An 18,243-nucleotide genomic window follows, 5' to 3' on the forward strand; every position below is an offset into this window, starting at 1 on the left:
CTCGCATCCTTGTCTCGGTCATTTGCCCTTGAACTCGGGGGCGCGCTTCTCGGCGAAGGCGTCGACCCCCTCCTGCCAGTCATGCGTGGTCGAGCAGGTGAAAACGGCGTCCAGCTCCTGCTGCAGTTGGCTTTCCAGCCCGGTATCGCTGCCCTGATTGACCAGCCGCTTGAGCATGGCGATGGACACCGGTGCCTGCCTGGCCAGGGTCTCGGCCAGGCGATGCGCCTCTTGCATCAGTTCGCCGCCTGCATGAGTAGAAGTCGCCAGTCCGATGCGCGCCGCCTCGCGGCCGTCGATGCGCCGCCCCGTATAGAGCAGCTGACGCGCCATGTTCAGCCCCACCAGTTGCGGCAGCAGTTTCGATACGCCGCCACCGACACAGGTGCCGATGCTGGTTTCGGGAAAGCCGATCTGAGCCTCCTCGGCCATGACGACGAAGTCGCAGCTCACCGCCATCTCGGCCCCGGCCCCCAGGGCGTAGCCGTTGACGGCAGCGATGACCGGCTTGGGGTGGCGCAGGATCGCCTCACACACTTCGTTGCCGAGCTGCAGGTACTGGCGACGCTGGAACAGCGTACGCTTGGCCCCGCCGTGCTCTTTCATGTCGGCGCCAACGCAGAAGGCGCGCCCTTCCCCGGTGAGTACCACGCAGCGCACGCTGGGGTCGGCCTTGGCATCGGCCAGGGCCGAAAGCAGCTCGGTGTAGAGGGTCTCCACCACCGCGTTGAGGCGGTGCGGCCGGTTGAAGCGGATCTCCATGACCGCGCCCTGGCGGTCAATGATGAGGGTCTCGGGGCTGGCGTGGGCTAGGTCCATGAGGTTTCGGGCGCTCTCGACACATCGTTGACTGGGGTTTCCATAACGTTCGGCATGGTTGACACCGAACAGAAACAAATGTGCCGTTATAAAAACTCAAATGGCACACTTGTTTTGTCCGGCATCCTAGCCAAGGCGTTGAATGACGTCAATACGTATGTACCGTCCGGAAAATAATCTAGAAACATTCGTTTCCTTCATTCACCATTGTCATGCGTTACAATGCGCCTCGCTCCCGGTCGCCCTGACATGTTGCTGGGCCATGATTCAACGAGGAGACCGCCGTGCTGGAACATGATCCGCAGACTGCCGAGCTGGAAGACGGCCAGGACTCCCCGCCTACTGGGCTGGATGCCGTGAATCAGCAACTGGCCGCTGCCTACCCTGAACTCAGTCCGCAATTGAAGCTCGCCGCCGGCTACGTACTGGAGCATCCGGTCGAGATCGCTTTCCAGTCGATTCGCAAGTCGGCCAGCGCGGCACGCGTGACCGCTTCGACCCTGGTGCGTCTGGCCAAACGCCTGGGCTTCGACAGCTACGAGCAGTTTCGCGAGGTGTTCCAATCAGCCGTGCAGGCCGGCCCGGTGGAACTCTCGGGCCGCGCCAGCGACCTGCGTACCCTGGCCAGCCAGACCGACGACCAGGTCTTTCTCGACGTGGGCGACGCCGCCTTCGACAACATCGGCCGCCTGTTCACGGCCGACAACCAGGCCCGGGTGCGCGATGCCGCCAGGCTGCTGCTGGAGGCCGAGAAGATCGCCGTGGTGGGCTTTCGCGATACCTTCGCCTGCGCCTACCACTTCGCCTACGTGGGCCGCATCGCCATGCCCAATGTCCAACTGATCCGCGGCCAGGAGGGCGGCCTGCTGACCGAGCTGGCGCCCTTCGGCGAGAATGACGTGGTGGTCGCCTTTGGCTTCGAGCCCTACTGCGCCGAGACCGTGCGCGCCCTGGATATCGCCCGCGCGGGCGGGGCGAGGGCCATCGTCATCACCGATACCCTGCGCTCGCCGCTGGTTCCCGGGGCGGCCATGACCTTCACCGTGGCCAATGCCACGCCGCACTTCTTCCCCTCGATCCTCTCCGCGATCACCTTGATCGAAGTCCTGCTGGCCGAATGCGTGGCCTTCGGCCCCGACGGCCTGGTCGACAACGTGGCACGCTTCGAATCGCGCATGCGTGACATGGGCGCCTACGTCAGCAACGAGTAATCTGCACCTGTGGCCCACAAACGACGATGCCCGCCTCGAGGAGGCGGGCATCACATCGTAGCGGAGGTCCTTTGGCTTACGGCAGCAGGATGGTCGAGCCGGTGGTCTTGCGCCCGGCCAGGGCATCCTGGGCCTGGCCGGCGTCGGCCAGGGCGAAACGCTGGCCGATGTCGACCTTGACCTTGCCGCTGTCCAGCATGTCGAACAGGTCGCGGCACATCATCTCCAGGCGCTCGCGGCTATCGGCATAGCCGTTGAGGCTCGGGCGGGTCACGAACAGCGAGCCCTTCTGATTGAGGATGCCGAGATTGACGCCCTCGACCGGCCCCGAGGCGTTGCCGAAGCTGACCATCAGCGAACGCGGCTTGAGGCAATCCAGCGAGGTGATCCAGGTGTCCTTGCCCACCGAGTCGTAGACCACGTCGCACATCTCGCCGTTGGTGAGCTCGCGGACCCGCTCCACCACGTTCTCGCGGGTGTAGTCGATGGTCGCCCAGGCGCCGTTCGATTGCGCCAGCTCGGCCTTCTCGGGGGAACTGACGGTACCGATCAGCTTCACTCCCAGCGCCTTGGCCCACTGGCAGGCAATGGAGCCGACCCCGCCCGCCGCGGCGTGCCACAGAATCGTCTCGCCACCCTCGAGCGGGCAGGTCTGGCGCAGCAGATACTGCACGGTCAGGCCCTTGAGCATGCTGGCCGCAGCGGTTTCCGCTTCGATGCCGTCAGGCAGTACCACGACCTTGTCCGCTGGCAGCACATGATATTCGGCGTAGGCGCCGAGCGGCCCTTGGGCATAGGCGACCCGGTCGCCCTCCTTGAGGTGGCTCACGCCTTCGCCCACGGCGTCGACCACACCGGCCCCCTCGGTGCCGAGCCCGGATGGCAGCCCCGGTGCAGGATAGAGGCCAGTGCGGAAATAGATATCGATGAAATTGAGCCCGACGGCTTCATTCCTGACCCGGACCTCGCCGGAAGCAGGATCGGCTGGCGTCACGTCGACGAACTCGAGCACCTCGGAGCCGCCGGTACGAGCAAACTGGATGCGTTTGGCCATGTCATTTTCCTTTGTTCGCTAACGATAGGTGTGCACCATCCAACCGCTGTTCGCGCATGCGGTCAAGCGGTGCAGCAGCACCACCAGCGGCGCTCAGCCGGGAAACGCCGCCAGCCGCTCGACGAAGCGCGCCTTCTCCTGTTCGAAGAAACGTGGATCGTGCTTGAAACGCCGCAGCACCGCTCCGTCATCGAAACCCAGCGGCGGTTCCAGCTCGTTCACACCACGCGCAGGGTGATGGGGGGAGAGGCCAACGCGCTTGCCGCCGGGGCCCGCGAACCAGCGCTCGATCCCACAACGGCGAAAGAACGCTTCTTCATCCTGGTCCACCGCATCGACCCTCAGCGGCGCTTTCTGGGCCAGTTCGCGGATCAATCGGCGCAGGCTCTCCCGGTCGCCACCGGGCGAGGCATGCAGCCACAGCGCCATGCCCGAGCCCGACGAGTCGAGCGCCAGCAGGGCCAGCGCACCAGGCCTGCCTTGATCGTCCACCAGCGCCCAGAGCCGAGCGGCCTCCTGGGAAAACAGCACCTGCCGCGTGCCGGTGAACGTGACCAACGGCGATAGCCCCGCTTCCCTTCCATAGATATCGGCGCACAGGCGGGCGAGCCAAGCATCGCGCTGCTCATCCCGCTCGGGGGTCATCACCTTCATGCCTTGCCTCGTTGCATCATCAAAGGCTGCAAGCCTAGCATAGTCGCGGTCGATTCCATGCGTGCCACTCGCTGGGTAATCGCCATCCTGTCATCACTATCGTTTACCCTGACCAGCCCCTCCACCGGAGCCCTGCCATGCCGCCATCGCACCCTGCTATCGCGCTGCCCAGACTGATCGCACACCGCGGGCTCTCCGCCCATGCCCCGGAAAATACGCTGACGGCCGTGAAGGCCGCGCACGATGCCGGCTATCAGTGGGTGGAACTCGACGTGCAGCTGCTCGGCGATGGCACACCGGTGATCTGGCACGATGCCACGCTCAAGCGTTGCTCCGATGGCCATGGCAGGCTCGCCACCCTGGATCTCGCCGCGGTGCGCAAGCTCGATGTCGGCGCCTGGTTCGGCGACGGTTTCCGCGGCGAGCGCATGGCCACGCTGAGTGACATGTTGGACTTGTTGGTGGAACTGGACATGGGCGTCAACATGGAGCTCAAGGTGACCAGCAAGCGCAGCGGCACCGAACTGGCCGAGGTGGTGGTCCCTCGCCTGCTCAAGGCACTGTCACCGGACCGGCTGATCCTCTCCTCCTTCGACCAGCCCGCCCTGCAACACGCTCGCACCCTGGCCGATGCTTCCTTGCTGCCCATCGGCGTGCTCACCGAAAGTGTCCCCGAAAAATGGCAGTCGCGCTGCGAGGCGCTCGATGCCTACAGCGTCCATACCGACTGGACTCGGCTCACCCCTCGCCGCGCCCGGGAGATCAAGGCCGCCGGCTATCGCCTGCTGTGTTATACCCCCAACGACCCGGCCGCCTTCGCCAACCGCTGGTCCTGGGGGGTGGACAGTGCCATCAGCGACGACCCACCCTTGTTTACCGGTATTGCCCCGCCGCCCAGTACCGCCCAAGCCTGAGAGGCGTCATCCGTTCAGCGAACGCGTCAAGTGCCGGCGGCGCAACGATGGCTAAACTGACCTAGGGTAAGGAGCAGGATTCAGTGCCGCCGGGCCTTCGGGCCAGCCGGCCATCGGGAGAGGAGGAGAAGCAATGGAACTGCTGGATCGCATTACGGATTACCTCATCGACAACGAACTCAAGCTCGCCACCGCCGAGTCCTGCACCGCCGGACTGATCGTCTCGGAGCTGGCTCGGGTGCCCGGCAGCGGCCAGAGCATTGACTGTGGCCTTGGCGTCTATTCGCCCCAGTCGAAGAACCGCTACCTCGGCGTCAGCTTCGATACCATCGAGCGCCATGGCCTGACCAGCGAGGCCGTGGCCTGCGAGATGGCCAGCGGTGCACTGAACAACAACGAGGCCGACGTGGCCCTGGCCAATACCGGCATCGCCGGCCCCAACCCCGGCGACGACGACACGCCCATCGGCACCGTCTGCTTCGCCTGGGCTTTTCGCCACAACGGCAACCATCACCACTACTGTGAGACTCGCCGCTTCGACGGCACGCGTAACGAAGTGCGCCTGGCCGCGGCCCACTACGCGCTGGAACGCTTGCCCCATTACCATAAACTGTGCCTCGACAGTGGCACGGTGAACGCGGAGGAGAAACGTTCGCGCCAGGCCGTTCAGCGCGCCATCGGCGTGCAGCTGCACGCCCAGACCGACATCGACGCCCAGCATGAGTTCGAGCGACGCCGCGACTTTCTCTGCAACGTCATGAACGAGAGCGGCCAAACGACCCTGGTGCTAGGCATCAGCGGCGGCGTCGACTCCACCGTGGCGGGCCGCCTGGCCCAGCTTGCCGTGGAAAGACGACGTGAACAGGGCGAACAGGCCACTTTCATCGCCATGCGTCTGCCCTATGGCGTACAGCAGGACGCTGATGATGCCGACAAGGCACTGGCCTTCATCCAGCCTGACGAAGTGCTCGATGTGAACATTCAGGCTGCCAGCGATGCGCTGCTGGAATCGCTGGAAAGCGGCGGCCTGGCGCTCAAGGATGCCGGCCAGCGCGATTTCGTGCTAGGCAACATCAAGGCACGCCAGCGCATGGTGGCCCAGTACGCCGTGGCCGGGACTCGCGGTGGCCTGGTCATCGGCACCGACCAGGCCGCCGAAGCATTGATGGGCTTCTTCACCAAGTACGGCGATGGGGCCTGTGACGTCGCACCCCTGACCGGCCTGAGCAAGCGCCAGGTGCGCCTGCTCGGTCAGCACCTCGGCTCTCCCCATGAACTCGTGAACAAGGCGCCTACCGCCGATCTAGAATCGCTGGCGCCGCAGAAGCTCGACGAGGTGGCCCTTGGCGTCACTTACGAGGAGATCGACGACTTCCTGGAGAACCGGGACGTTTCCAAAAGCGCCTATGACACCATCGTCACCACCTACCGCAAGACCCAGCACAAGCGGGAACTGCCGATCATGCCCGACTAGCGACAGCGCAGCGGGCCGAGACCTCCGGTCTCGGCCCGCTGCAGGGTGGTATCACCGCTTCACCGCCAGGCGCTAGCGTGTCGCGGGCTGTGGATCGACCCTCTCGTCGGGCTCGACCACCATATCGTCCTCGACATGGATCGGCTCCTGCTCTTCCGCCTCCCTGGCACCACGCGCACGATGCTCGATCAGGAAGTAGAGGATCAGGCCGATACCCAGCCCCCAGGCCGCGCCATGAGTCGCCAGCACGACGCCCATGATGCCCGCCACGCCCATGGCGGTGGCGTTCTTGATCTGCTCCACGGCGACCGCGATGCAGAGATAGCCGGTGATCAGCAGGGTGATGGAGAGCGCAATCGGCAGTACCGGGCGGAAGAAGGTCACCAGCGGCAGCAGGAAGAGCGCGAAGAAGCCAACGATCCAGAACACCCCGGTACCGGAATAGATGGTGTCCATGGTCTTGCGCCCATAGCGATAGCGCTCGGTCACCGTCGCCATGCCACCGGTGAACAGCGGCCCGGCCAGGCCGGGATAGGGGGCCAGCAGCGAGTGCATCAGGTTGCGGATGCCGGTGATCAGGTGTACCCGGTCGATATTCACCTCGATCTTCTCATCCGGGCGCAGGTGATCGACCCGCTTGAGCAGCGTCTGGCCCACCACGATGTCGCCGAAGGCAATGATGTAGGCGATGATCGCGGTGGGGATCGCCGCCACCATCAGCTCGATGCCCGGCGCACCGATGGAGAACGGCAGATAGGCCCAGATACCGGCGAAATCGGGCGCGGCAATACCCCACTCCACCGTCGGCATCGAGTACTCACCGACACCCCAGCCGATCGCCATGGTGATCAACATGCCCGGCACCATGCCGAAGGCAACGATATTGCGTGCCCAGCGATACTTCTCGGCCAGGTCACGGAAGGAGAGCGAAAAGAGAACGTAGAGCGTGATCAGCCCACCGATGCCCAGCGAAATCGGCGTGTTGTAGAGACGACCGCCCTCGACGATTTCCCCGCTGATCGCCGCGATACCCGCCCCGAGCAGAATCCCCGCCTTGATCGAGGCCGGCACGTTGTTGACCAGCTTGCTACCCAGCCGCGTGACGGCCATGAACAGGAAGATGGCGGTGACCATCAGCTGCAGCGCCACCATGGCGCGCATCGCCTCGGGGCCCGGCTCGAATTGACCGATGAACAGCAGCACCACGGGAATGGCCGGTGTGATCCAGCCGGCGATGAAGGGCACGCCCAGCAGCGGCGGCAGGATGAAGCCGATGCCGCATACCACCACGAAGGCCAGGCCGACCTCGTAGGGCACGCCCAGGTACTGCTCCAGCAGCGGGATCATGCCCAGGGAGATGACGAACATCACCATGGCCTGGATGGTTTCGGGAATGGCCCACTTGAAGTGGATGAAAGGCAGGCGGACCTTGAACGGTCCCAGAGGCCAGTAGGGATGTTCCTGGCCGTATTCGCGTTTGAGCAGCACGTCGACACCTCAGCGGTTCTGTTTGTTGAGCGGTCCTCATGGTCGGTTGTTGTTGTTCTTGGCTGAGCTTGGTTGTACGCGTGTCTGATGCAGTGCAACATTCGACCATGGAACGAGTGGACAGCGCAGTAAACAGGTGAAACTTGTCGACAACATGACACACCGATACTCGACCGAACTCCCTATTCAGACCCCTTCGTGTCATCAGATCACATAGTATCCAAGCGAGTTGTCGACAAAATGACGAAAAATCAGCGAAGTTTACGTTAACGTCAAGCAGTGATCCCGGCGTCGAGGGACCGCTGGCGAAGTCGCATTTACGCGAGTGATACAGAAGCAGCCTGGAGGCGTCTAGGACTAAAGAATAGTAATGCCGGTGGCCTACCCTAGAGCCCAAGCAGCCGATCGATGGCCGCCATGTCCAGGTGCGCTTCCAGGCAATCGGCCAGCCGGTCGAGTTCCTGCTGCCGATGAGCCTGGTAATCCACCGCAGCACCCTGTGCATTGAGTCCGCAGCGGGCCAACAGCGCCGCACACGCCTCGGGGCGGTCGAACAGGCCGTGCAGGTAGGTCCCCATGACCTGGCCATCCACACTGACGGCGCCGTCGGGTTTCCCCTCCAACTCGCACAGGGGGCGCGCCAGGGCACCCCCCTCGCTCACGCCGTTATGAATCTCGTAGCCGCTGATCGGCACACCTTCGGGTAGCAAGCGCCCACTCACGTTGCGCAGCTGCTTGCCTGCCACCATGCGCGTCTCGACATCGAGCAGGCCGATCCCCGGCGTCGAGCCGGCTGGTCCTTCCAACCCGTCGGGGTCGTGCACTGACCGCCCCAGCATCTGGAAGCCACCGCAGATGCCCAGCACCTTGCCGCCGTAGCGCAGATGGCGCTGTATCACCGCTTCCCAGCCCTGGGCACGCAGCCAGGCGAGGTCGTTGCGGGTGCTCTTGCTGCCGGGCAGGATGATCAGGTCTGCGGGGGGAAGGGACCGACCCGGCCCGACCTGATTCGGCCCGATAAAGCTGAGTTCGACCTGTGGATGCAGGCGCAGCGGGTCGAAGTCGTTGTGGTTGCTGATGCGCGGTAGCGCCGGCACCGACACCTTGAGGGTATCCCCCTGCCCCACCCGGCCGCTGCGGCCGATGCTGTCCTCGGCGTCGAGCAACAATCCCTGCAGATAGGGCAGCGTCCCATACACCGGCTTGCCGGTACGCTCGGCCAGCCATTTGAGGCCCGGCTCAAGCAGGGCGATATCGCCGCGGAAGCGGTTGACGATGAAGCCACGGGTACGTGAGCGCTCGCTCTCGCTGAGCAGTTCCAGGGTGCCGACCAGTTGCGCGAAGACCCCGCCACGGTCGATGTCGCCCACCAGCACGACTGGGCAATCCACCATCTCGGCGAAGCCCATGTTGGCGATGTCGTTCTGGCGCAGGTTGATCTCGGCAGGACTGCCCGCCCCCTCGGCAATGATCACGTCATATCGAGAAGACAGCGCTTGCCAGGCCGCCAGCACGCTTTCACGCGCCGTACGCTTGTAGGCGTGATAATCCAGCGCATCCATGTGGCCGTGCACCCGGCCACGCAGGATCACCTGAGCGCCGCGGTCGCTCTCGGGCTTGAGCAGCACAGGGTTCATGTCGCTGTGGGGCTCGACGCCTGCCGCCAGCGCCTGCAGCGCCGTAGAGCGACCGATCTCGCCGCCATCCATGGTCACCGCACTGTTCAGCGCCATGTTCTGGGGCTTGAACGGCGCCACCGACACGCCCCGCCGCGCCAGTACCCGGCACAGCCCCGCCACCACCGTGCTCTTGCCGGCGTCGGAGGTGGTGCCCTGGATCATCAGGGTGGTCATGGCTGAACGCTCCATTACAGTTTGTCGCGGCAGAAAAGTAGCACTATAGTATCACTCAACGCCCATTGACGGTGAGCAGCATGAAAGTCGAACTCGTTACCAACCTGAAGCGCCAGGCCACCAACATCCTTGCCGAGCTGCATGGCTCCAAGGAACCGGTGCTCATCACGGAGCATGGGAAGCCCTCCGCGTACCTTGTCGACGTGGAAGACTACGAACTCATGCAGCGTCGCCTGGCGTTGCTGGAAGGGCTCTCCCGCGGGGAGCGGGCCATTCTCGAGGGGCGCACCTATCGACAGGACGAAGCCAAGGAGAAGATGCGCAAATGGCTGAGGTGATCTGGGCAGAGCCCGCCCTCACCGATCTGGACGCCATTGCCGAATACATTGCCCTCGACAATCCTGCCGCCGCCAGTCATCTCGTCGAGGCCGTGTTCGACGCCACTGAGCGCTTGCACGCCTTCCCGCAATCAGGGCGAATACCGCCGGAGCTTCCCGAGAGCGTCTATCGGGAAGTCGTCGTGCCCCCCTGCCGTGTCTTTTACCGCGCAAGCGAGGAAGATGTGCTCATACTCCATGTTATGCGCGAGGAGCGGCAGCTGCGAACCTATCTACTGGAAGCCAGCCGCTCACGCTAGGCTGTTTGGCTACGGCTCGATGCCCTTGTGCACCTCTTGCAGTGCCTCGTGAAGCGCTTCGTCCTCCAGCGCCTGCCCCCAGCCATTGCCATGCACCAGCTCCGCCAGGGGAAGGCGCTGACGCCAACCTTTACGTGCCAGCTCGGGCTGCTCCAGGAACTCGCTGACATAGCCTAGGCACAGGTACGCCAGGGGATAGACCCTTTCAGGCAAGCCCAGCACCTCCGCCAGTTTTTCCTGATCGAGAATACTGACCCAACCCACCCCGATGCCCTCGGCGCGGCCCGCCAGCCACAGGTTCTGCACCGCCAGGCAGGTGCTGAACAGGTCCGTGTCGACGATGCTGTTGCGCCCCAGCACATGCTCGCCGCCGCGGGCCCTGTCGCAGGTGATGCACAGGTTGAGCGGGCTCTCCAGGATGCCCTCCAGCTTGAGGCGTCGATACAACTGCCCACGTTCACCGTCATGGTTTTCGGCCGCTCTGGCGTTCTCCCGCTCGAAGATGTCATGCACCCGGCGCCGCACCTCGAGGCTGTCGATCAGCAGGAAGTCCCAGGGCTGCATGAAGCCCACCGACGGCGCGTGATGGGCAGCCTCCAGCAGGCGTGCCAGTACCTCGGCGGGAATCGGGTCCTGCAGAAACTGGGCGCGCACATCCCGACGCTCAAAGATGGCGCGATAGAGGCCGGCCCGCTGCGCTTCCGGAAAGGCGTGATCGGCTCGCCCGCTATGTGCTGCCATGCGGCACTCTCCAGACAATTTGTATAGTGATCGTGGTTCCAAAGCTGCCGGAGTCCCTCTTTCATAGCTCGGTGGTGATGAGCTGTTCCGGCGCCAAGCCTCCGCGAGGGCGCTGTGAACCCATCCTTGGGCGCTACTTTTGCCATCCATGGCAAAAGACCCTCGCTGCGCCTTGCCCCCGGCGCTCATCTCTGGAGCACTGGGAGCTGCGTTCTACAGTTCAATGCCCTTCTGCGCCTTGATCCCCTGCTCCTTGAAGGCGTGCTTGACCACGCGCATCTCGGTGACGGTGTCGGCCAGCTCGACCAGCGCCTCCGGGGCGTGGCGGCCGGTGACCACCACGTGCTGCATCGCGGGGCGGGCCTGGAGGTCGTCGAGTACACGGTCTAGATTCAGATATTCATGGCGCAGGGCAATATTGAGTTCGTCGAGCAGCACCAGGTCGAAGCTGGCGTCGGACAGCATCCGGCTGGCCTCGGCCCAGGCGGCCTCGGCGGCCTGGACATCGCGCTCGCGATCCTGGGTGTCCCAGGTGTAGCCCTCGCCCATCACGTGGTATTCCACGCCAGGTTGCCGGCGAAAGAACGCCTCCTCGCCGGTCTGGAACTTGCCCTTGATGAACTGCACCACGCCCACCTTCATGCCGTGCCCCAGAGCACGGGCCAGCATGCCGAAACCGGAGCTGCTCTTGCCCTTGCCGGGGCCGGTGAGCACCAGCAGCACGCCCTGTTCCTTGTCGGCACGGGCGATGCGTTCGTTCATGATCTTCTGCTTGTGGGCCATGCGTTCGGCATGACGCTGGGGATCAACGTGCTTCATTTCACACTCCTTCGGTAGCGGTAGGGCTGTTCGATTGGCCCGGCATCAGCGGCTTCCGGGCCAACAAGTAGACGTCCATGATCCAGCCATGCTGCTCGCGCAGGGCGGCGCGGCGCTCGATGATCGTCGCGGCCACATCGGCCAACCAGCCGTGGATCAGGCTCTGCTTGTCCATGCCCAGGTAGGCGCCCCACCAGATGTAGAGGCCTTCGGGAGGCAGTGCCTCGAAGGCGCCTCCGCTGTCGAGCATCACCGCGACGCTGGCGGCATCGGCGGGCCAGCCGCGCTCGCGCAGCCGCCGCCCAGTGGTGATCTGCACCGGTTCGGCCAGCGCATTGAGGGGGATGCGGTGCTCGGCGGTGAGGACCTGCAGGCTGGTGATGCCCGGTACGATTTCCACCTGAAGATCCCCCCGCCGCTCCACCTCACCCTCTCTCCCGGCAGCGCTTTGCATAAACGATTTCAGGCGCTCGGCGATGCGCAGGCTGCTGTCGTATAGCGAGGGGTCGCCCCAGATCAGCATGCCGACTCGGCCGCCCTGGGGTAGATGGGTCGCCATCAGCTCCGCCCAAACCCCGGCGATGGCTCCGTGCCAGTCGTCCACCGCGCTCAGGTAGTCGGCGCAGGCATCGCGGCGCGGCAGGTCGAACTCCACGATTCGGGTGCGTGACGACACCTCCAGCAGATTGCGGCACAGCAGTCGGCGCAGGTCGACCAGGTCCGACTTGGCCTCCCCCTTGCGCGGCAGCAGGATGAGGTCCGCTTGATTCAGCGCCCGCACGGCGGCCAGGGTGACATGCTCGGGGTTACCCGTACCGATGCCGATCAGCGAGAGGTGGATCATGGCTCATTCCTCTTATCGGCCCTCTTCTCGACCCTCTCGTCTCCGGGTGTGTTAACGGCAAAGGGCGAGTCCGCCGACTGGGGCCGAAAGCGACGGTCATAGCCGACCGAGTAGAGGCAGCTCTCCTGGAAGTCCTCGCTGTCCAGCACCGGCCCCACCAGGATCAGCGCCGTGCGCTGCATGGCGTCGTCGACCTGGGAGGCCACCGTCGACAAGCGCCCCCGGACCACCCGTTCGTCGGGCCAGCTGGCCCGCCAGACGATGGCCACCGGGCAATCGGCGCCGTAGAACGGCACCAGGTCTTCCACCACCTGGGCCAGATTGTGGATGGAAAGGTGAATGGCCAGGGTGGCGCCGGTTGAGGCGAAATTGGCCAGGGTTTCGTCGCCCGGCATGGCACTGGCCCGCCCCGGCGTTCGTGTCAGCACGACGGATTGCGCCACCCCCGGCAGGGTTAGTTCCTGGCCCAGGGTAGCAGCCGCCGCGGCGAAGGACGGCACCCCAGGGGTAATGGTGTAGGGAATCGCCAGCTCGCGCAGCCGGCGCAGCTGCTCGCCCATGGCGGACCACACCGAGAGGTCCCCGGAGTGCAGCCGGGCGACGTCCTTGCCCGCGGCATGGGCGGCGTGCATCTCGGCGATGATCTCATCGAGCGATAACGGCGCGGTGTTGATGATCCGGGCACCTGCCGGGCAGTGCTCGAGCAGTTGCTCAGGCACCAGCGAGCCCGCATAGAGGCATACGGGAGAAGAGGCAATGAGATCCCGGCCCCGCAGCGTCAGCAGGTCCGGGGCGCCGGGGCCGGCGCCGATAAAGTGTATCGTCATGTTCGGTCTCCTATCAGGGCGCCTCTCGCCACCGCCGCAGTGGCCAATCGATCCGCTGAAATAAGCCGGGGGCCGAGCAATTCCGCACCCGGCCCCGCCGCCAGCAGGGCCACCGCCTCGGCGACGCTTCCCGTTCCCCGGGCCTGCAAGCTGTGCCGGGAATGAGTGATGGTGGTGACGGTTGGCAGCGCGGCATCTGCCACGGGGATCACCGCGAGGCCCCGCGCGCGCCCCAGTTCCTGCACCAGCGGCCACATCGCCTGCGTCACGGCCAGCCGGTCGACGCTACCATGCTGCGCCTCGAGCTGCTCCAGCGCATCGACCAGTGAGGCCAACTGCGCCTCGCGACGAAAGCCGAAACCCGCCACCCTCATCGGCTTACCCGCCACTGCACGATGGGATAGCCGGCCTTCCAGCCCCGCCGGGTGCCAAGGGCGGCGGCAGCGGCCAGCTCCAGGCGCAGCAGCTCACCGCCGGCCATCTGCTGCCAGTGGGCCAGCAGGGCCTCGGACTCAAGGGTCACCGCATTGGCCACCAGGCGAGCGCCGGCCGGCAGCCGCTGCCACAGCGCCTCCAGCAGCGCCTGCGACAGCCCGCCGCCGATAAAGACCGCATCGGGTGGCTGGCCGCTCAGCGCCTGATCATCCAGAACGTTAGGGGCACTGCCCTCCACTACCTCGAGCCAGTCGACGCCGAGGTTATCGGCATTGCGACGTGCCCGCGCCGCACGCTCAGCTTCACGCTCGAAGGCCACGGCGTGGTTATCCGGGTGGGCCAGCAGCCACTCGATGGCCACCGAGCCCGAGCCCGTGCCGATATCCCATAGCCGCTCCCCCGCCCTCGGGGCCAGGGCGGCCAGGGTCAGGGCGCGCACGGCCTGCTTGGTGATCTGGCCATCGTGTTCGAACAGCGCATCCGGCAAGCCAGGGGTCAGCGGCAACGCCGGCCCATCACCGGCCACGTCCAGACCCACCGCGACCGGGTGGGCGATATCGTCCGGCAGGGTGGCGTCGGCTTGCATGCTACGGATGCGTTCACCCTCTCCGCCCAACGCTTCCAGCATATGCAGCCGGGAGGCGCCAAAACCGAAATGCTTGAGCCAGCCGGCCAGCTCGATCACCGCGAGCCCGTCCTTCACCAGCACCAGCAAACGCCTGTCGCGCTGCAGATAGGGCCGGATGCGGGTCAGGGGCTTGGCATGCAGGCCCAGGCAGGTGCAATCCTGCAGCGGCCAGCCCAGGCGGGAGGCCGCCAGGCTGAAGGTGGAGGGCGATGGCAGGGCCCGCCACTCCTCGGCGGGCAGGTGGCGCGCCAGGGTGCTACCCGCGCCGAACCAGAACGGATCACCGGAGACCAGCATCACCACCCGGCGGCCGCGCTCGGCCAGCAGTTCCGGAATGCCGTCGGCGAAGGGCACCGGCCATTCGCGCACCTCGGCGGCTAGGGGCGGCAGCAGGCGCAGGTGGCGTCGGGCGCCGAACACCACCTCGGCGGCGTCCAGCACCTGCTGGCTTGCCGCCGTCAGGCCCGCTGTGCCACTCTCGCCCCAGCCGAGCAGCGTCAGCCAGGGAGCGTGTTCCTCAGCCATCATCTGAGCCCCGCTAAAAGAGATGAGCTGTTCCGGCGACAAGCCCCGAAGTGTCGGACCATCGCGAGGGCGCTGTGAATACATCCCTGTACGCTACTTCTTCCATCCCTGGAAGAAGACCCTCGCTGCGGCTTGTCCCCGGCGCTCATCTTGCCAACTGCTTGAATGGGAAAGGAGCTCAAGAAGCCCCAATGAACGTCCTGATCCTGGGAGGCACCACCGAAGCCAGTGCCCTGGCCAGCGCCCTGGCCGAACGATCGATCCCTGCCCTGTTCAGTTATGCCGGTCGGGTGGCAACACCCAAACCGCAGCCGTTGCCCACCCGCGTCGGCGGCTTCGGTGGTGTGGAAGGCCTGGCCGCCTTTCTGGCAGACAAGCGCATCACTCACCTGGTCGACGCTACCCACCCCTTCGCCGAACGGATGAGCCGTAACGCTATCTTGGCGGCGCAGCGCAGCGGCATCCGCTGCCTCGCCCTGACCCGGCCGCCCTGGGTGCCCCAGGCCGGCGACCACTGGCAGCGGGTTGTCGGCATTGAGGCCGCGGTGAACGCCCTGGCCGGCCCGCCCGAGTGTATCCTGCTGGCCATCGGGCGCCAGCACCTCGCTGCCTTCGCGGCTCAGCCCCAGCACCACTATCTGCTGCGCCTGGTCGACCGGCCCGAAGCGTCGCTGCCCCTGCCCCAGCACCGGGTGATCCTCGACCGCGGCCCCTTTACCCTGGAAGGCGACCTGGCGTTGCTGCGGGAGCACGGCATCCAGCGCCTGGTGTGCAAGAATTCCGGCGGCGAGGGCGCGGTGGCCAAGCTCACCGCGGCCCGCCAACTGGGGCTGCCGGTGGTGATGATCGAGCGGCCGGCGCTGCCGGAGCGCCGAGAAGTGCATTCGGTCGAAGATGTCCTGGCCTGGCTCGCATAGAGGACGTTTACAAATTACTGCGCTCGGCCATGCATCGTTGAAATCAGCCTTAAAATGCTCATTTAACACCTCGTAAACTCCGCTTTTTCGGCTAATTTCGCCTTGCCTGACCGTCGCTCGTGACATTTGTAAACGCCCTCTTATGAGCCCGCCCCTGAAACCGAGCGCGGCGTATAAACCCAGGGCGTGCTCTCACGCTCGGCACTCTCGGCACCTCCGGCATGGCGCTGGATGAGACGGGTCTGGCTGGAACCCACCATTACCAGGGTTCGCATATCGGCCATCTCCGCAGTGGCCTCGCCGAGGGTCGTGACCCGCAGGGACTCCTCAGGCGTGGAGACGGCCCGGGCGAACATGATCAAACGCTCTGGCCCGCAGGCCTCTCGTAGTACTTCCAAGGCGCGGGCGAACCCTTCCGGCCGTGCCCGGGAGCGGGGGTTGTAGAAGGCCATGGCAAAATCGGCCTCGGCGGCCAGCCGCAGGCGCTTCTCGATCAAGGCCCAGGGCTTGAGGTTGTCGGAGAGGTTGATACAGCAGAAATCGTGCCCCAGCGGCGCTCCAACCCGCGCGCTGGCGGCCAGCATGGCGGAGATGCCCGGCAGCACCTGGATATCCAGCGCCCGCCACTCGGGCTCGCCCGCCTCCAGCGCTTCGAAGAGGGCCGCGGCCATGGCGAACACGCCCGGGTCGCCCGACGAGACCACCACCACCCGCTGGCCATTGGCGGCCAACTGCAGCGCCTGCTCCGCCCGGCGGATCTCCTCGCGATTGTCCGAGCCGTGGCGCGTCAGCCCCGGCCGCGGCGCCACCCGTTCCACATAGGGCAAATAGCCCACCACATCGGTGGCCTCCGCCAGTGCGGCGGAGACCTCGGGAGTGATCAGCGCATCGCCGCCCGGGCCCAGGCCGACCACCTTTAACCAACCACTCATGGCCGCCTCCCGTTGCCATGAATCAGCAGAATGGAGAAGTACGGCACGCTGTCGCCCACTTCGTGCAGTGGCAGGATCCGCTGCTGGGGCATGGCGGCGTATTCGATCAGCCAGGCTTCATCCTCACGGCCGGTCTGGGCCAGGGCTCGCCTGACCTTGTCCAGGTTGCGGCCGATCTTCATCACCACCAAGGCATCGGTCTGGGCGATGCGCTCCACCAGCATCGCCTCCGGCAGGGTACCCATCAGCACGGTCAGGATGTCGTCGCCCCAGGTCACCGGCCGCCCGGTGGCGGTCCAGGCGGCAGACATGCCGGTGATGCCGGGTACTACCGCGACCGGCACCCGCCCCTGCAGCCGTGTATAGAGATGCATGAAGGAGCCGTAGAAGAACGGGTCGCCTTCGCACAGCACCACCACATCATGGCCGGCGCCGGCAATCTCGATCAGTTGGGTGACGTGGCGCTCATAGAAGGCTGCCAGTAGCTCGTTGTAGCGGGGGTCGTCGAACGGGATCTCGGTGGTGACCGGGTACTCCATCGGCAGCTCGATGGCCTCAGCCGCGATCATGCCTTCGACGATGCTGCGGGCATGGCCGGTGCGGCCCTTCTTGCGGAAATAGGCGACATGCGAGGCCCCGCGGATCAGCCGGTCGGCGCGCACGCTCATCAGGTCCTGGCTGCCGGGCCCGAGGCCGACCCCGTGGATGGTGCCCGGCTTCATGGTTGCGAGGCTCATTCGCTGCGATCCGCCATGGCATTGAGGGCGGCCACGGTGACCGCGCTACCGCCGAGTCGCCCCTCGACGACGACGCAGGGCGCCGCGGCACTCTCCCACAGGGCCTGCTTGGATTCGGCCGCACCCACGAAACCCACCGGGCAGCCGATGATGGCCGCCGGGCGCGGGCAGTCCGGGTCTTCCAGCATGTTCAGCAGGTGGAACAGGGCGGTGGGTGCATTGCCGATCGCCACCACAGCCCCCTCCAGGTGGGGCCGCCACAGCTCCACCGCCGCCGCCGAGCGGGTGGTGGCCAGTTCCCGGGCCAGCTCGGGCACCCGCTCGTCGTGCAGGGTGCAGAGGATGGCGTTGTCCGCCGGCAGGCGCTTGCGCGTAATGCCTTCGGAGACCATGCGCGCGTCGCACAGGATCGGTGCGCCCCGCTCCAGCGCCGCCCGGGCACGGTTCACCGCATCGCCGCGGAAATGGATATGCGCGGCGAGTTCCACCAGCCCGGCGGCATGGATCATGCGCACCGCCACCGGCTCCTCCTCCGGCGCGAAGCGCGACAATTCGGCCTCGCGCCGGATGATGGAAAAGGACTCCCGGTAGATGGCCGGACCATCCGTTTCATAGACGTGGGGCATTCGTTTTCTCCAGATACACCATCAGCGTTTTTCTCAACCGGGAGCTTTGCCGGCAACAAGCCCCGATGTGTCGGACCATCGCGAGGGCGCTGTAAACCCATCCCTGGG

20 protein-coding genes are annotated in these 18,243 nt (G+C 65.6%); 6 read left to right on the forward strand and 14 right to left on the reverse strand.

The annotated features are described in order from the left end of the window. Positions 1–18: 18 nt before the first annotated feature. Positions 19–819 (reverse strand): enoyl-CoA hydratase/isomerase family protein, encoded by an 801-nt coding sequence (locus tag ACUY1T_RS04755; protein WP_446020563.1) that lies wholly within the window; start codon positions 817–819, stop codon positions 19–21. A gap of 284 nt (positions 820–1,103) precedes the next feature. Between ACUY1T_RS04755 and ACUY1T_RS04760 the strand changes: the two genes are divergently transcribed. Continuing rightward, on the forward strand, positions 1,104–2,030 hold the full coding sequence (locus tag ACUY1T_RS04760) for a MurR/RpiR family transcriptional regulator (protein WP_446020564.1): 927 nt from the start codon (positions 1,104–1,106) through the stop codon (positions 2,028–2,030). A gap of 76 nt (positions 2,031–2,106) precedes the next feature. Here the strand turns inward: ACUY1T_RS04760 and ACUY1T_RS04765 are convergent, their stop codons facing one another. Then, complete coding sequence (locus ACUY1T_RS04765; RefSeq protein ID WP_446020565.1) at positions 2,107–3,084, reverse strand: NADPH:quinone reductase; 978 nt, start codon at positions 3,082–3,084, stop codon at positions 2,107–2,109. A 93-nt stretch (positions 3,085–3,177) separates the two neighbouring features. Beyond that, positions 3,178–3,738 (reverse strand): hypothetical protein, encoded by a 561-nt coding sequence (locus tag ACUY1T_RS04770; RefSeq protein WP_446020566.1) that lies wholly within the window; start codon positions 3,736–3,738, stop codon positions 3,178–3,180. Between the two features lie 137 nt (positions 3,739–3,875). On the opposite strand from ACUY1T_RS04770, the gene ACUY1T_RS04775 reads away from it, so the two are divergent. Then, a complete protein-coding gene (locus ACUY1T_RS04775; RefSeq protein WP_446020567.1) occupies positions 3,876–4,652 on the forward strand; it encodes a glycerophosphoryl diester phosphodiesterase in 777 nt (258 codons plus the stop codon). Between the two features lie 133 nt (positions 4,653–4,785). Next, positions 4,786–6,126, forward strand: coding sequence for an ammonia-dependent NAD(+) synthetase (gene nadE / locus ACUY1T_RS04780; protein WP_446020568.1), 1,341 nt, complete (start codon positions 4,786–4,788; stop codon positions 6,124–6,126). Positions 6,127–6,198: 72 nt separating this feature from the next. Here the strand turns inward: nadE and ACUY1T_RS04785 are convergent, their stop codons facing one another. Then, positions 6,199–7,614, reverse strand: a complete 1,416-nt coding sequence (locus ACUY1T_RS04785) for a xanthine/uracil/vitamin C permease (protein ID WP_446020569.1) — start codon at positions 7,612–7,614, stop codon at positions 6,199–6,201. Between the two features lie 386 nt (positions 7,615–8,000). After that, a complete protein-coding gene (locus tag ACUY1T_RS04790; protein WP_446020570.1) occupies positions 8,001–9,467 on the reverse strand; it encodes a cobyric acid synthase in 1,467 nt (488 codons plus the stop codon). A gap of 80 nt (positions 9,468–9,547) precedes the next feature. Here ACUY1T_RS04790 and ACUY1T_RS04795 point away from each other — a divergent pair, with 80 nt between their 5' ends. After that, positions 9,548–9,805: a type II toxin-antitoxin system Phd/YefM family antitoxin gene (locus tag ACUY1T_RS04795; RefSeq protein ID WP_446020571.1), complete on the forward strand. Its 258-nt coding sequence runs from the start codon at positions 9,548–9,550 to the stop codon at positions 9,803–9,805. Then, positions 9,793–10,104: a type II toxin-antitoxin system RelE/ParE family toxin gene (locus ACUY1T_RS04800; protein ID WP_446020572.1), complete on the forward strand. Its 312-nt coding sequence runs from the start codon at positions 9,793–9,795 to the stop codon at positions 10,102–10,104. The genes ACUY1T_RS04795 and ACUY1T_RS04800 overlap by 13 nt, the downstream gene beginning before the upstream one ends. Positions 10,105–10,113: 9 nt before the next feature. Here the strand turns inward: ACUY1T_RS04800 and bluB are convergent, their stop codons facing one another. The 6 genes from bluB to cbiE form a co-directional block, all read right to left on the reverse strand. Next, positions 10,114–10,845 (reverse strand): 5,6-dimethylbenzimidazole synthase, encoded by a 732-nt coding sequence (bluB, locus tag ACUY1T_RS04805; protein ID WP_446020573.1) that lies wholly within the window; start codon positions 10,843–10,845, stop codon positions 10,114–10,116. A gap of 213 nt (positions 10,846–11,058) precedes the next feature. Further along, complete coding sequence (gene cobO, locus ACUY1T_RS04810) at positions 11,059–11,664, reverse strand: cob(I)yrinic acid a,c-diamide adenosyltransferase (RefSeq protein WP_446020574.1); 606 nt, start codon at positions 11,662–11,664, stop codon at positions 11,059–11,061. Between the two features lies 1 nt (position 11,665). Then, on the reverse strand, positions 11,666–12,508 hold the full coding sequence (gene cobF / locus ACUY1T_RS04815) for a precorrin-6A synthase (deacetylating) (RefSeq protein WP_446020575.1): 843 nt from the start codon (positions 12,506–12,508) through the stop codon (positions 11,666–11,668). Then, positions 12,505–13,335 (reverse strand): precorrin-4 C(11)-methyltransferase, encoded by an 831-nt coding sequence (gene cobM, locus ACUY1T_RS04820; protein WP_446020576.1) that lies wholly within the window; start codon positions 13,333–13,335, stop codon positions 12,505–12,507. The genes cobF and cobM overlap by 4 nt, the downstream gene beginning before the upstream one ends. After that, complete coding sequence (locus ACUY1T_RS04825; RefSeq protein ID WP_446020577.1) at positions 13,332–13,709, reverse strand: cobalamin biosynthesis protein; 378 nt, start codon at positions 13,707–13,709, stop codon at positions 13,332–13,334. The genes cobM and ACUY1T_RS04825 overlap by 4 nt, the downstream gene beginning before the upstream one ends. Beyond that, a complete protein-coding gene (cbiE, locus tag ACUY1T_RS04830) occupies positions 13,706–14,923 on the reverse strand; it encodes a precorrin-6y C5,15-methyltransferase (decarboxylating) subunit CbiE (RefSeq protein ID WP_446020578.1) in 1,218 nt (405 codons plus the stop codon). Before cbiE ends, ACUY1T_RS04825 begins: the two co-directional genes overlap by 4 nt. A 191-nt stretch (positions 14,924–15,114) precedes the next feature. Between cbiE and ACUY1T_RS04835 the strand changes: the two genes are divergently transcribed. Beyond that, the gene (locus ACUY1T_RS04835; RefSeq protein WP_446020579.1) at positions 15,115–15,840 is read left to right on the forward strand and encodes a cobalt-precorrin-6A reductase; all 726 of its coding nucleotides are present in this window, start codon (positions 15,115–15,117) and stop codon (positions 15,838–15,840) included. A 140-nt stretch (positions 15,841–15,980) separates the two neighbouring features. On the opposite strand, the gene cobJ is transcribed toward ACUY1T_RS04835, so the two are convergent. Genes cobJ through ACUY1T_RS04850 form a run of 3 tightly spaced genes read right to left on the reverse strand, consistent with a single transcriptional unit; the run spans position 15,981 to position 18,135 of the window. After that, the gene (cobJ, locus tag ACUY1T_RS04840) at positions 15,981–16,772 is read right to left on the reverse strand and encodes a precorrin-3B C(17)-methyltransferase (protein ID WP_446020580.1); all 792 of its coding nucleotides are present in this window, start codon (positions 16,770–16,772) and stop codon (positions 15,981–15,983) included. Then, positions 16,769–17,494, reverse strand: a complete 726-nt coding sequence (locus ACUY1T_RS04845; protein WP_446020760.1) for a precorrin-2 C(20)-methyltransferase — start codon at positions 17,492–17,494, stop codon at positions 16,769–16,771. Before ACUY1T_RS04845 ends, cobJ begins: the two co-directional genes overlap by 4 nt. Before the next feature lie 11 nt (positions 17,495–17,505). After that, entirely contained in the window at positions 17,506–18,135 is a 630-nt protein-coding gene (locus ACUY1T_RS04850) for a precorrin-8X methylmutase (protein ID WP_446020581.1), read from the reverse strand. Positions 18,136–18,243: the final 108 nt, after the last annotated feature.

Source organism: Billgrantia sp. Q4P2 (genome assembly GCF_052806135.1).